This window comes from Enterococcus sp. 2G9_DIV0600 (assembly GCF_002140615.1).
GTDB lineage: Bacteria > Bacillota > Bacilli > Lactobacillales > Enterococcaceae > Enterococcus_D > Enterococcus_D innesii.
Genome location: NZ_NGLL01000001.1, coordinates 1,862,284 through 1,875,338 on the forward strand (window position 1 = coordinate 1,862,284; position 13,055 = coordinate 1,875,338).

At 41.4% G+C, this 13,055-nt stretch carries 13 protein-coding genes and 1 riboswitch; of the genes, 2 read left to right on the forward strand and 11 right to left on the reverse strand.

The features are described 5' to 3' along the window. Window positions 1-125: 125 nt before the first annotated feature. Window positions 126-308, reverse strand: a complete 183-nt coding sequence (locus A5870_RS08890; RefSeq protein ID WP_086292438.1) for a hypothetical protein — start codon at window positions 306-308, stop codon at window positions 126-128. Between the two features lie 163 nt (window positions 309-471). Here A5870_RS08890 and A5870_RS08895 point away from each other — a divergent pair, with 163 nt between their 5' ends. Together A5870_RS08895 and A5870_RS17330 are read left to right on the forward strand one after the other, a co-directional pair. Then, complete coding sequence (locus tag A5870_RS08895) at window positions 472-1,137, forward strand: NAD(P)H-dependent oxidoreductase (RefSeq protein WP_086292439.1); 666 nt, start codon at window positions 472-474, stop codon at window positions 1,135-1,137. After that, window positions 1,137-1,310, forward strand: coding sequence for a hypothetical protein (locus tag A5870_RS17330; RefSeq protein WP_005236169.1), 174 nt, complete (start codon window positions 1,137-1,139; stop codon window positions 1,308-1,310). The genes A5870_RS08895 and A5870_RS17330 overlap by 1 nt, the downstream gene beginning before the upstream one ends. Before the next feature lie 98 nt (window positions 1,311-1,408). Here the strand turns inward: A5870_RS17330 and dat are convergent, their stop codons facing one another. The 10 genes from dat to ahpF all read right to left on the reverse strand — a co-directional run bounded on the left by dat (window position 1,409) and on the right by ahpF (window position 13,055). Beyond that, window positions 1,409-2,263, reverse strand: coding sequence for a D-amino-acid transaminase (dat, locus tag A5870_RS08900; protein ID WP_086292440.1), 855 nt, complete (start codon window positions 2,261-2,263; stop codon window positions 1,409-1,411). A gap of 129 nt (window positions 2,264-2,392) precedes the next feature. After that, window positions 2,393-3,493, reverse strand: coding sequence for an AI-2E family transporter (locus A5870_RS08905; protein ID WP_086292441.1), 1,101 nt, complete (start codon window positions 3,491-3,493; stop codon window positions 2,393-2,395). Window positions 3,494-3,655: 162 nt separating this feature from the next. After that, window positions 3,656-4,078 (reverse strand): hypothetical protein, encoded by a 423-nt coding sequence (locus A5870_RS08910; RefSeq protein WP_252086083.1) that lies wholly within the window; start codon window positions 4,076-4,078, stop codon window positions 3,656-3,658. 83 nt (window positions 4,079-4,161) lie between these two features. Beyond that, the gene (locus A5870_RS08915; protein WP_077453463.1) at window positions 4,162-4,578 is read right to left on the reverse strand and encodes a GNAT family N-acetyltransferase; all 417 of its coding nucleotides are present in this window, start codon (window positions 4,576-4,578) and stop codon (window positions 4,162-4,164) included. 205 nt (window positions 4,579-4,783) lie between these two features. Next, window positions 4,784-5,707: an LCP family glycopolymer transferase gene (locus tag A5870_RS08920; protein WP_081118723.1), complete on the reverse strand. Its 924-nt coding sequence runs from the start codon at window positions 5,705-5,707 to the stop codon at window positions 4,784-4,786. 1 nt (window position 5,708) lies between these two features. After that, window positions 5,709-6,362 (reverse strand): phosphatase PAP2 family protein, encoded by a 654-nt coding sequence (locus tag A5870_RS08925; RefSeq protein WP_086292442.1) that lies wholly within the window; start codon window positions 6,360-6,362, stop codon window positions 5,709-5,711. After that, complete coding sequence (locus A5870_RS08930) at window positions 6,359-7,552, reverse strand: FtsW/RodA/SpoVE family cell cycle protein (RefSeq protein ID WP_086292443.1); 1,194 nt, start codon at window positions 7,550-7,552, stop codon at window positions 6,359-6,361. The genes A5870_RS08925 and A5870_RS08930 overlap by 4 nt, the downstream gene beginning before the upstream one ends. Continuing rightward, complete coding sequence (locus tag A5870_RS08935; protein WP_170920146.1) at window positions 7,530-8,684, reverse strand: FtsW/RodA/SpoVE family cell cycle protein; 1,155 nt, start codon at window positions 8,682-8,684, stop codon at window positions 7,530-7,532. The genes A5870_RS08930 and A5870_RS08935 overlap by 23 nt, the downstream gene beginning before the upstream one ends. A 125-nt stretch (window positions 8,685-8,809) precedes the next feature. Beyond that, a riboswitch (M-box (ykoK) riboswitch) is annotated at window positions 8,810-8,985 on the reverse strand. 288 nt (window positions 8,986-9,273) lie between these two features. Then, entirely contained in the window at window positions 9,274-11,169 is a 1,896-nt protein-coding gene (locus tag A5870_RS08940) for an endonuclease MutS2 (protein ID WP_086292444.1), read from the reverse strand. Window positions 11,170-11,525: 356 nt separating this feature from the next. Next, window positions 11,526-13,055: an alkyl hydroperoxide reductase subunit F gene (gene ahpF / locus A5870_RS08945; protein WP_086292445.1), complete on the reverse strand. Its 1,530-nt coding sequence runs from the start codon at window positions 13,053-13,055 to the stop codon at window positions 11,526-11,528.

Sequence of the window (13,055 nt, forward strand, 5' to 3'; positions counted from 1 at the left end):
TATGCTTCATTTACTCATTATACCTTCCTTCAACAAAAGTACAAACTGATGATGAATGGCTTGAAATAAAAAAAAGGACTCACCCTTTGATGAGTGAGCCATCTTTGTTATTGTCTCTGCATCGGTCATCTGTAGACAGTCACTTCAGTAAACTCTTGCCCGTTGCCGTAATCATTTTCTTGCGTATGACGCTTTCCATCAATTCGTTGTTTGCAACTGGCAAGTCCATTTTCGACATAGTTCACTGTATTTGCAACGATCCTTATTATAGTTGCTAGACCTTTCATCCAGGGATCATTTGATTCCATCTCTATTCCCCCATTTCTATCACGCTTAAGCCGGTACTGACTTTTCTTATAAACAAGTATAAAAGAAGTACCTTAAACGAAACTAAAAGAGAAGAACTTCGACAAAAAGAAAAGCAGACTAGTTTCTCTTTTTGGTAAAATATGGTACATGTAATAGGAAAGGATGATCAGTCTCATGATAAAAACTTTAGTGGTAGCCAGCCATCCGGATTTCCACAATTCGCTTTCCCAACGATTCTTTATTGAAAGTGCCAAGCTTCCTAACGTCACCATGCATTTTCTTGATGGTCTTTCTGATTTTTCTCTTGCCGATGAACGGATGCTGTTGCAAACATGCGATCGTTTGGTTTTACAATTCCCCTTATATTGGTACAGCGTTCCAGCAAAAATGAAAGATTGGATTGATACGGTTTGGGAAAAATGTGCCCCTGCATTGGCGGGCAAGGAAATCAGTTTCGCCGTTTCTACTGGCGTTGCCGCCAAAGAATTTCAGCTAGGTGGCCGCGAAAATACGACCTTCAATGAAATTTTACACCCACTGGTACTTATGGCAAAAAAACACCAAATGACGGTACTCCCCATCATTGTCCTCGATCAACTGATGTATAAAACAGAGCAAGAGAAACGAGCCTTTGTCATTGCCTATCAACAATTGTTATCAATGCCGGCTCCCTTTACATTTGATCAAAAGCAACAATGGTTTAGCGAGAAACTGGCGCATTTGGTTTCTGAAAAACCGCAGCTTGCTCCTTTGCTATCACTGCTGCAGGAAAACCATGAAACGTTGACCGAATTAGAAGACGCTTTAACTGAATTGGAGGTGCTGTGATGGATCACGAATGGCTAAAGCCACTGATAGAGCAGTCAATAAAAGAAACAGCTGACTATCACGAAAAAGCATTTTTGCAAGAACTAGAGAAGTTGCTTCATCAGCAAGAAATTCGAATCGAATTGAAACAAGGAGAACTTGATGGAAAATTGTGGAATCCTAGTGAATGGTAAAATCTGCACTTGTATCCAAGAAAAAAACTTTGGTCCACCTAGCCATAAAACATGCTGGGTGGGCCAAAGTTTTTTGCATCGTTTCTTTTGCTTGTTAACTAGGATTCGCACGTACTCTTTGTAGCAGCGATATAGGCGGCTTGCAAACGTTTCGTGATCGAACCCAAAGTGCCATTGCCAACTGATTTCCCATCTACATTGACGATAGGAACAATTTCCCAGACAGAATTGGTCAAAAAACACTCTTGCACGTTGCTTAGTGCCTCAACAGGGACAGGTTCTTCTCGATAAGCAATTTCTAATTGCTGACACAACTGTAGCACCTTCATTTTTGTGATACCTGGTAGTACTAAGCGTCCATCGGGATGCGTATAGACGATACCATCAATGACAAACCAGAGATTTGATGCCGAAGCTTCCGTGAAAAAGCCATCTCGTTGAAGGAGTGCATCATCGAACCCCGCTTCGATCGCTTGATCTAACGCTAACAGATTCCCTAACAAGCTCAATGATTTGATATCACAATGCAACCACCGCTCATCTGGAAGAACAGTCGCAGATAGCCCTGCATGCTGCATTTCCAGAGGTCGTTCAAAGGGGATCACATTTGCGGTTACGACTCCTTTGACTGCTCCAGCAGACGGAAACTCGTGATTGCGGGGAGAGGCGATTCCTCTGGTGATTTGAAGGTAGATCTCTCCTTCTGTGATTCCTTCGGTTTTAACCAGTAACTTAAGGTTTTCAGTTAATTGGGAAATCGTATAAGGCAACGTCAGCTTAATTTTTTGCGCACTACTTTCTAAGCGAGTCATATGTTCCCCTAACATAAAGCAGCGACCATTATAGATTCGAATCACTTCATAGATTCCGTCACCATACTGATAACCGCGATCTTCAATGTCAATTTTCACCGCTTCTCGATCAACGATTTGATCATTCCATAAAACCTTCATTTCCTCACTCCTATCGTCCTTCTCGTTTCAATAAGTATAGCATTTGTCTTAAAGCCATGCTACGTAGTGCTTAAAAACAAAAAAACCTGCTGATGGAGATCGCTCCAACAGCAAGGTAGAACATTTTCGTTATAATGAATCCTTATCAATTACAGATCGTTCTAATTTCCGCTCCTGAAAAAAGCGCAACAATGTACCAGACATTGCCATCACGATCGAATACACTGGCAGTGCCACGATCATGCCCACAAATCCAAGCAAGTTGCCAGCGATCAATAATAAAAACACCGCAATGATTGGATGGATATGCAATACTTTTTTCATTACTAATGGTGAAACAAGATACGATTCACCTAACTGAATGATCGTGATTCCGACAATCAGAAAAATAGCTGTTCGAATGTCTTGACTTAACGCAAATAAAAAGGCTGGTGCCGCTCCGATAAAGGGACCAAAATAAGGGATAATGTCCAGAACACCACAAATCAGGCCTAAAAGCAACGCATTCTGCAAACCTAGCAAAGAAAAAATCAAATAGCTAGAAACTGCAACGTAAGAACAAACCAACAATTTCCCACCAATGTACGCTGACGCTGCTTGATGGAAATCACTACAAAGTTGTCGCATTAAGCCTTGATAGTTTTTCGGTGTCTTACTTGCCAAAAAATCAGGAACTTTCTCACCGTCTTTAAACATATACACTAATAACAGTGGGATCGTAAACAAGACGATCGCTGAATGAGAAACGATGGAGATCAAACTCGTCAGACTATTGGTTGCCCCGGTAATAAACTGTAAGGCAAAGTTGCTAGCTTGGGAAATATCAATCGAATCAATAAAAGGACCAAATAATTCTTCTAAATAAGAATGATCAATAGTATCGATCACCAAATTGATGATGATGGGAATTTGATTGATAAAACGCCCCATCTCATAGGCTAATGCTGGTCCAATCACCTGAACGATCAAATACGCTGCAAAAACGATCACCAGCAATGTCGAATATAGCGCAATGCTTTTCTTTTTCGTTCTTTTTTTTACCCAATTAAAGAAAGGTAAAAAGATGTAAAAAATAAAAATCGAAATCAATACTGGTAAAAAGACACTAGAAAAGATGGCTTCCAGTGGTCGAAAGACAAACAGTATATTTGAATAGATCCAGACCGCGATACCTAAGAGACAGACAATCACTAGACCTGCAAAAATTTTTGATTTTTTAAGAAACTCCAATAATAAATCCTCCTGATTCTAGAAAATAATTCAACTTCTTTCAGTTTAGCATAATTTTAAAAACGAAGGATGATTTCAAGAAGATTTTTTTCAAAAATCCACGTTTTCCATAGCAAACTTTCAATTAATTTAATTTTTTTCATCTTTATTTCACAAGTCTAATCAATTTTGATGAGCTGAAAATGGCAACGGGAGATGCATGCTTCTGACAAAGTAGACTGCTGAAGCAAACTGGAATAAACCTATTAAAAAGAAAATCAGATGCAAGACATGCCATCCTCGTAATAAGATGACTTGCACGATGATCCAGACTACTAAACTCATGCCTAAAAGCATTGCCCCGTAGTATCCTTTGTTAAGCCACAACAGGATAGCGACAATCAGATTCCCCAAGCCTAAGATAACCAACAAAAACAAGCCGGGAATTAAGAAGGTCGTGAAGGGGGTTCCTTGCAGCATGGCCGCCTCTAAACCAGCATATGTCTGTCCTTGCCTTAACGGCTCAATGCTTTTAAACGCCAACAGACTTCCCCCACAGGCGCCAACACCGATAAAGAGGCACAAAAAAAGCAACGCAAAGCGCATCTTCGTTTTTCTCCACTCCTTCTTCAAACCCAAACCAACTAAAAATAAAGCCATTCTCAGTGACACATTGATTTTCTTGTTCCTTATTCGCTTTTTGGTAAATAGATAAATGCGGCAATTTGTTGCTCTTCCACAGAAGAAAAGCCACACGTTTCATAAAAACGACGCGTTTTTTCTGTGTTGTCCGTAATCAGAACCTTTTGCCGTATCGATGGATGATTCGCCAACATTTTTTTTAGTAATCGCTGACCGATTTTTTGACGTTGGAACTCGGGTGCAACTAATAGATCTTGAATATAAAGAATGGTTTGTCCATCGGTTATACAACGGATCAGCCCCACTAGCTGCTCTTCAACATAGGCCGTTATCACCTGTGATTGAGCTAGCCCTTTTAGAAGACGCTCAGGTTCTTTGGTGTAGGCGCTCCAACCAACCCCCTCGTACAAGGCGAGCACTTGATTTGAATCAGATGGTAAGTGGTCTTGAAAGACGATTTTCATACTTCTCCTCCTTGTGACAGCATAGCGAAAAGGTGGCACAATAGAAATAGAGCTGACAGCTCTTTTCCAAACAAACTCTTGCTATCCGCCAAGCCGTAATGCTTTGCTTGACTAAAGAGTATCCTGAGGAAAAGCGGCTGTCAACTCTAATTACTAACTTACTGGATGAACAAAAATACACTAGCTCTGTTTCTAAACCAAAAGCTTAATCAATCAACAACTCATTTTTTAAACGTTGGCTCGTCGTCTGTTGTTCTTCAGGCGTTACTTCTTGATAAGAAATCCCATATTCTCCTCTAAAGCCATCACCCGTGAACCCACTGCCAGCCATTTGGTAAGACTCGACGGTCCCTAATGCGGATTGATATTGAGTGAATAGGCGACTCATTTGTGAAAAAGTTAAATCCGTTTCGCCATTATCTCCAATAATCGTTAGCAGATCCTGAATCCGCATCACGCTTGAAAGTGAAACTAACTCATTGGCCAAAATTTCAGTCACTTCTCTTTGACGGCGCTGACGTCCATAGTCGCCTTCTGGATCATCTTTTCGCATACGGGTATACTGGAGTGCCTCCCAGCCATCTAACTCAAGGGTACCCTCTGGGTAATCGATCTTCTCGGCAGTAAAAGCAAATTCATTTTCAACCGTGATGCCACCAATTGCATCGACAAGATCTGCCATCCCATCCATGTTTAAAGAGAAATAATGATGGATCGGTATATCAAGGTATTGTTCGACGGTTTCAATCATCATTTTTGCTCCACCGAAAGAATGAGCATGATTGATTTTATCATGGTAGCCTTGTCCCACGATCTCCACATAGGCGTCTCTAGGAATACTCGTGAGGGTGGTTTTTCGCGTGGCAGGATTCAACGTTGCCACCATGATGGTGTTTGCGCGAAAATCGGTTTTGCGCCGGGAATCATTGGCGATCCCCAACAAAAGAAGGCTCAAAGGTTCAGCATTTTCGATGACTTCCGCCTCTTCTCGTCCTTCGATCGGACGATGGATCGAGTGAGCAACATCCTCTACTTGAAAATACACCCTAATGGCATAGACGGTTCCTGCTGAAATAATTCCCGTCAGCAATACTAGGAAAATGATTATTAGTTTTTTTGCTGTACTCATTTTATTTCCCCCTAAGTACACGTTTTTTGATTGAAAAGACGAAAGCATAGGTGATGTAACTGATCCCACTTGCCAATAAAATACTTGCTAGCAAGTCACTGGGATAATGAACCCCGAATAGCAAGCGACTCATCATGATCAGCAACAAATAGATCATTCCAAGAAATAGTGCCAGGTTTTGGATAAAGTGACGCTTGCCTCTTTTAGCGGGAACTGTTTGCCCTAAGAAGAAGAGGAGAGAAATAATCAACGTGGTCGCTAATAATGTATGTCCACTTGGAAAACTTGCTGATGCCCGCTCCATGCTGTCAGCAAAATCCGGTCTCGGGCGATCAACTACTTTCTTGATCACTTGACCGACCCCACTGATCACAATCATGTTCCCCATCAACCATAAACTTTCTAAATGCTGCTTGCGCATAAATAAAATACTTGCTAAGAGAAAATGAATGGCCGCTACGGGAATGATCGTGGCCGTACTGGCAAGCGGGAGAAAAATCGATTCCACAGCAGGTGTCCGCCATTGAGGCAATTGGGAAAACAGGTTGTCGATGCTTTGGAACCAGTGTGGTTCTAATGCAACGAGGAAAAACAGCCATGCAAAACAGCTGCAGAGTACTCCACCTATCGCTCCTTTTTTTGCTGTTTTACTCATGTTAAGCTCCTACTTTCTTTTAATGTATACGACCTATTTTTGACTTTTGTCGGAAATTTATCTAACCCAAAGATAATTCCCATAGCAATGCTGATCGCAATCAGTGAGGTGCCTCCTTGACTTAAGAATGGTAAAGGAATGCCGGTTAAAGGCAGCAAACCGATCGCCGCTCCGATGTTTTCAAAAATTTGAAAAACTAAACCAAACACATAAGTGATCGCAATATAGACCGATGCTTTGTTATTTGTTTTTAAAGCAGCAAAAATGATTTGATAGATCAGATAAAAATAAAGGAAGATGACTAAAGTACTTCCTAAAAAACCATACGTTTCTCCAATGACTGTAAAGATCATATCTGACTCACGAACCGGCACATACACCGTTGTATGGGTAGCTGGCGCCCCCAATAAGCCTCCGGAACCGATCGCCCACATACTGCGGACTTGTTGAAAAGCGATGGAATCTTGATAAGCGAAAGGATCTGCCCAAGCTCTTACACGATCCAATTGGTATTGTGAGAAGTGCAGTCGAAACAACACACGATTGCCCCATTCCGTGAATACGAGCAGCAACAAAATAGCACCAAGAGCGGCAAGCAACCCGATCACGACAGTCAGTATTTTCCAATGAACACCGGAAATGATGAATAAGGCACCTAACATCACGATAAACACCAAGCTCGTTCCAAAGTCCCGCTGCATAAACATCAATAAAAATGTCGGTAAGCTGTATAACAGGATCTTAGTGACATAGATCAAATCGGATTTGATCGTTCGTTCGGCTTTTCGTTTTTCATAAACTAAGGTGAGATAGACCATAAAGAGCATAAAGGCCACTTTCATAAACTCGGAAGGCTGAATCGTAAACCAACCGAAACTAATCCATCGTTTGGTGTGCGTTTGTTCGAACATCGTTTGATCATAAAACCAATGAAGAGAGGCCATCAAACCAAGGGATAGTAAGTACAAAAGACCAGAAAAGCGGAGGAGTAAATTCGTAGGAATCAAACTCGTCACAAAAAGAGCAATCGCCGAAAGAATACAAAAGAGGATCTGCCGCAAAACAATCCTTGAAGGATCATTGCCATCCATCACAGATGCTTGATGTTGTACCCAGATACTTAACAAAAACAGCAGGAAAACCGGCAGCAGTAAAGCATAGTTTGCTTCATGACGTTTGAGGAACTTCATTAAGGATGCCCTCCTCTCGTTCTAGTTTCAGGCATAAACTAAAGGCAAATGAAAGAATAAAGTAACTAGACCCACCATAACTAATGAATGGTAGCGGCACCCCCGTCATCGGCATCAAACCTAAAATACTGGCAATATTAATACTTGTTTGCAACAAAAGCAACGTACTCGTCCCTAATAAAATCAAGCCTATTTGAGGGTTTTCAATTGCAGCAGATCGCATAAATAAACGCAAGATGATCACGAATAATAAGCCGATTACAAAAATACCAAAAATCAAGCCTAGTTCTTCTACTAAAACTGAGAAAATAAAATCTGTTTCTGCTACTGGTAAAAAGCCTTTTTTAGTGATGCTGTTTCCTAAGCCAAGACCAGTAAGACCACCATTAAACAAAGCGTAGTAGGAGTGGATCATTTGAAACCCCTGATTATACGGATCGGAAAATGGATCCCCCACTAACCGTATGCGGTTATAAACGTGCATAAACATGTGGGGCAGTAAATCATTGTTTCCTAAAAAAATAATCAGCATGGCAATCAAGAACAGACTGATCAATAAGCCACCAAATAAAAGAGCTGTTAGTTTCACGGGCACTTGTACCGTAGTAATCATGACAAATGCTAAAAAAAGTAAAATCATTACCCCAGCTACTTTTGGTTGAATCAAGATCAACACACAGCACAAAAACAAAACCAAAAGGGGACGCTTCATTTCCTGCAAGGTGGTTTTTGCTGTTTGAAAGTAATGAGCCAGATACAAAACCATACCGACATTCACGATTTCTGAAGGTTGAAATTGAATCCCTACGATTGAGACCCAGCGTTGGGCACCATTAACAGAGACGCCGAAAAAAGGCACACGTGCTAAGAGCAATGTAAAGATCCCAAATGCCAGCAAACCGATCGCTAAGTACTTACTAAGCAGTATCTCTCGACGTGTTCTTTGAATAATGAAAAGGAGCACCCAGCTAAGTAGTAGAAAAACAAGCTGACGCAAGAATAAACTCGCTGGTGGCTGATCCCTCGTTAATAAACGGTAAGAACTTGCACTATAAATCATTAAAAGACCGATAAGGCTCAATAGCAAATAAGCTATGATCAGCAGCCAATCGATCTTCTTTTTTTCAATCATTGCTTCCACTCCTCTTGCCTTGGAGTAGGTGTTCAGACGGTACCAGTTATTTTGCCTTTTGAGCTGATTCATCCATCAAAAGAAAAGCAAAAAAGTCTCACTTCTCTTAGGACGTCAGACTTTCGCAGCAATCTCATCGTCCGAGTTTTAGCACTATACAACGTAAAGAAAGTTCTTTCCTTTCTTAGCTATTTTATGAAAAGCCTTAATCCGACAATTCCTGTTCTACACATTGGCGTCTTTCGACGTTTCTGCGCAATAGCTTATGTTTGTATAGGAGCCTCACCTAACAAGGTTATATGTTATTTTTCAATCCAATATGAATGGTACCCTTCCTCGAATAAAGATACAACCTATTCTTTGTTATTTTTATTTTTCTTTAACTTTTCTTAAAGAAATTAGATATTTCGAATATTTTCCGGCCTTTAAAGAAAAACCAATGAAAATCATTCGATCAACACCGAATCCCCTTCGATAATATACGTTATTAAAAAACGGTCATTCCAAAAAAAAGACAGTTCTTTTTCTAAAGATTGAAAAAGAACTGCTTTCTTGATTTGCACTGTCTGAATAAATATATCCGTGCCGATCAATCAAATGATCGTTTGGCTTGACGCTCTTGTGCTGCTTTTCTTAACTGCTTTTGCGCTTTTTTAGACCCACGTTCAATATCTCGGGTAAATTTACGTTGGGCAAAATCGAAAAATAATTGATCTAGATCATAGCCGGCTGGATAGAGTGCTTCTCGTTTTGTGAGCAGTTGCAATCGTCGAGCAGCAACAACGAAAAATTGTTTCTCAATCGAAATTTTCGCTTGCCCCTGTTCTAAATATTCATAAAAGAGTCCCCGTTTTTCATGTTCTGCTGAAAAGACTTGGTCTCCCTTTTGGAAAATGTGCTCAGGCTTTACTTCCTGCGGATCGGTTCGTTTTCTGGTCGACACAAAAGGCTGCTTTTCAAAAGAATAGGATTTATCCTTTAAATACTCCTTAGCCGTTTGCACGACCTCAGCTGGAATCGCCATTTTTTCGGCGATCCAAAACGCATTGCTATCGCCAACCGCATTGGTCAACAAGCGGTATTTGGGCGTCAGTGTTTTGGCATCAAACGCCATCGCCGCCGTTTCAAAGTCTTGATGGTCAAGGGCAAATTGCTTGATTTCACCATAATGAGTCGTGGCGATCATTAATGCCCCTGAACGATAGATCGATTCCATAATGGCGATTGCTAAAGCCGCCCCTTCATTTGGTTCAGTCCCGCTGCCAATTTCATCCAACAAAACGATACTGTTCCGTCCGGCATTCGTCATGATCTGTGCAATATTCGACATGTGTCCAGAAAAGGTACTTAAAGAATTTTCTAGACTTTGCTGATCCCCAATATCCATCCAAAGACTTTTTAAAAACGGTACACTGCTGTTGCCATTATGCGCTGGAAATAAGCCGTAATGTGCCATGGCGCAAACGAGTCCGACGGTTTTTAAGACAACCGTCTTACCACCAGCATTCGGCCCTGTGATGACCATACATCGGTTCTCTTCTCCTAGTTTTAAAGATAGAGGAACTGCATCAGTGCCCAGCAAAGGATGCCGGACCTGATCAAGAAGCAAAACTTCTTCTTCAGTGATCGCTATCGGTTGCCCATTGATCTCCCGGCAATACTTTCCGCGAGCAAAAATAATATCCAACACCACTAAAATATCGAGACAGGCAAATACTGCGTTCATTTGTTCGGCGATTGCCCCGGTCAATTCTGATAAGACTTGGTATTGAGCGGCCGTTTCTTCCGCCTGTGCCAAGATCAATCGATCATTCAGACGGGCAGCTGCTTCCGGTTCAATAAAGACAGTCGCACGCTTATTGGAACGTTCGATGATCGTTCCTTTAAATTGCTGTTGGAATTCAGCACGCACGGGTAACGTATATCGGTCATTCTTTTTGATGACACGATTTTCTTGTAAATAACGACTTTCTTTAAAAAACTTTGCAAAAACTTTTTTCAGATCAGCTTCATATTTTTCGATCGTACCGCGAATTTTCCGCAATTCTCGGCTGGCATTACTATCAACCTGACCATTGCGAATCTTTTGGAAAATCATTTCGGCGATTTCAGAAAAGTCTGCTAAACCTTGCGCATATTGATGCAATTTTGGGGCGATCGATTGATTCTTTTCGAACAATTGACGGATGATTCGAAAAGACCGTAAAAAGTCTCCATATTCGATAAGCTCCTGTGGTTCTAAAACAAACCCTTTTTCAATTTTCTCCGTATGGTGTAAGACATGCTGCAGCCCCATAAAAGGCACTTGACGACCGGCGGCTAATAGCGCCATCGCTTCAGTGGTCTCTGTCACTCGTTTTTGTGCAGAGTGGATCGTAGCTGCTGGTTTTTCATTCGCAAAGCGCGCTTTGCCGTAATCGCTGATTATTTTTTTACTTACTTGTTCTTTGATTTGTTCAAATTCAGTTGCTTTTGGTATATTCATGTGTGATCCTTTCTTGTGCCTGAGGATCCCGGTAATATCCCCGTCCAAAAAAGTGTACAAAAAAAGCGACAGTCTCCCATCACCTGATTCATCAATAACGATTTTTATCGGTATCTACAGGCACAACAAATAAACAGTCTGTTTTTGCTTATTTGTTTTAATTGGCTGGTTAGATACCTACGACACTCATCAATATACCTCTTTCTTTTTTGAACGAGTTTTTTTCATTGTAATATAGAAACTGTCCTGCTGTCAACAGCCCTAAAATTCCCTCATCCACAAAAAAACGTTCAGGAGCTCCTAGAAGTTCCTGAGACGTTTCTGATTTAAATCATATATGAGTAGCTGTTGACTGCTTACGAGCGAATCAGATGATCAAACGCACCTAACGCAGCAGTAGCACCTGAACCCATTGAAGTGATGATCTGTTTGTATACACTATCGGTACAATCTCCCGCTGCAAAGACGCCTTCAATGTTGGTTGCGCCATGTTTGTCTACCACGATCTCATTACGCTCGTTTAAAACGATGCGGTCTTTTAACCATTCAGTATTCGGCATTAAGCCAATCAAAATGAAGACACCCTCCACAGCTAATGTGAATTCGCCATTCGTTTCGCGATCAACGTAGGTCAATTGTTCGACATGATCGGATCCAGCAATTTCCTTCGTTGCGGCATTCGTAATAACAGTCACATTTTCTAACGTGTTCAAACGGTTTTGTAGCACAAGGTCCGCTTTTAGTTCTGGTAAAAATTCAAGAACGTAGACATGTTTTGCCATGCCAGCTAAATCGATCGCTGCTTCGATCCCAGAGTTTCCGCCGCCAATGACAGCAACCTCTTTCCCAGCAAATAACGGGCCGTCACAATGTGGACAATAGGCAACACCTTTATTTTTGAATTCTTTTTCTCCCGGAACATTGATGTTGCGCCAGCGAGCACCGGTTGCTAAAATAGCCGTTTTGGTTTTTAATACTGCGCCATTTTCTAATTCAACTTCGATGACATCATTGCGACGAATATCCTTGGCACGCTGCCCTTTCATGACATCGACTTTATATTCGTTGATGTGCTCTTCTACCTGACGCATTAATTTTGGTCCTTCGGTATAAGGAGTACCGATCATGTTTTCGATACCAAGGGTTTCCATCACTTGGCCACCCATCGTTTCCACGACCATCCCGGTATTGATACCTTTACGCGCCGCATAAATCGCTGCACTTCCACCTGCAGGTCCGCCACCGACGACCAAAACATCGAAAAGCTCTTTTTCAGCAAAGTCATCTTTACTCGTTGGACCAGCTGCTTTTTCCAATAATTGTTCGATCGTTTGACGGCCGCTTGCAAATTCTTCGCCATCTAGAAAGACTGTTGGCACAGCCATAATTTTTTTCTTGTCAATTTCTTCTTTGAACATCCCACCTTCGATCATGGTGTGACTGATGGAAGGATTTAGCACTGCCATAATGTTTAACGCTTGAACAACATCCGGACAGTTATGGCAGGTCAAACTGACATAGGTTTCAAAATGTAATGGCTTATCGATCGCTTTGATGCGCTTTTGTAGTGCTTCATCAATTTTCGGCGGACGACCGCTTACTTGAAGCAACGCTAAAATAAATGAAGTGAACTCATGTCCTAACGGTAAACCAGCAAAAGCAATGCCGCTTTCTTCACCGGGACGATTGATCGAAAAGCTTGGTGTTCGTTCGCTTGCTACAGCTTGAATCGTGATTTTTGGCGACATTTCTGCGATTTCTTCTAAAAATTCACGTACTTTTGTGGAAGAATCATCCTCACCTAAACTTGCTGCAAATACAACCTCTGATTCCAGCATCGCTAAATACTGGGTCAGTTGGTCTTTGATTGCCTTATCTAATGCCAT

Bases quoted from the DNA above. Each gene is read 5' to 3' on its own strand.
- A5870_RS08890 (WP_086292438.1), bottom strand. From the start codon at position 308: ATGGAATCAAATGATCCCTGGATGAAAGGTCTAGCAACTATAATAAGG.
- A5870_RS08895 (WP_086292439.1), top strand. From the start codon at position 472: ATGATCAGTCTCATGATAAAAACTTTAGTGGTAGCCAGCCATCCGGAT.
- A5870_RS17330 (WP_005236169.1), top strand. From the start codon at position 1,137: ATGGATCACGAATGGCTAAAGCCACTGATAGAGCAGTCAATAAAAGAA.
- dat (WP_086292440.1), bottom strand. From the start codon at position 2,263: ATGAAGGTTTTATGGAATGATCAAATCGTTGATCGAGAAGCGGTGAAA.
- A5870_RS08910 (WP_252086083.1), bottom strand. From the start codon at position 4,078: ATGCGCTTTGCGTTGCTTTTTTTGTGCCTCTTTATCGGTGTTGGCGCC.
- A5870_RS08915 (WP_077453463.1), bottom strand. From the start codon at position 4,578: ATGAAAATCGTCTTTCAAGACCACTTACCATCTGATTCAAATCAAGTG.
- A5870_RS08920 (WP_081118723.1), bottom strand. From the start codon at position 5,707: ATGAGTACAGCAAAAAAACTAATAATCATTTTCCTAGTATTGCTGACG.
- A5870_RS08925 (WP_086292442.1), bottom strand. From the start codon at position 6,362: ATGAGTAAAACAGCAAAAAAAGGAGCGATAGGTGGAGTACTCTGCAGC.
- A5870_RS08930 (WP_086292443.1), bottom strand. From the start codon at position 7,552: ATGAAGTTCCTCAAACGTCATGAAGCAAACTATGCTTTACTGCTGCCG.
- A5870_RS08935 (WP_170920146.1), bottom strand. From the start codon at position 8,684: ATGATTGAAAAAAAGAAGATCGATTGGCTGCTGATCATAGCTTATTTG.
- A5870_RS08940 (WP_086292444.1), bottom strand. From the start codon at position 11,169: ATGAATATACCAAAAGCAACTGAATTTGAACAAATCAAAGAACAAGTA.
- ahpF (WP_086292445.1), bottom strand. From the start codon at position 13,055: ATGGCATTAGATAAGGCAATCAAAGACCAACTGACCCAGTATTTAGCG.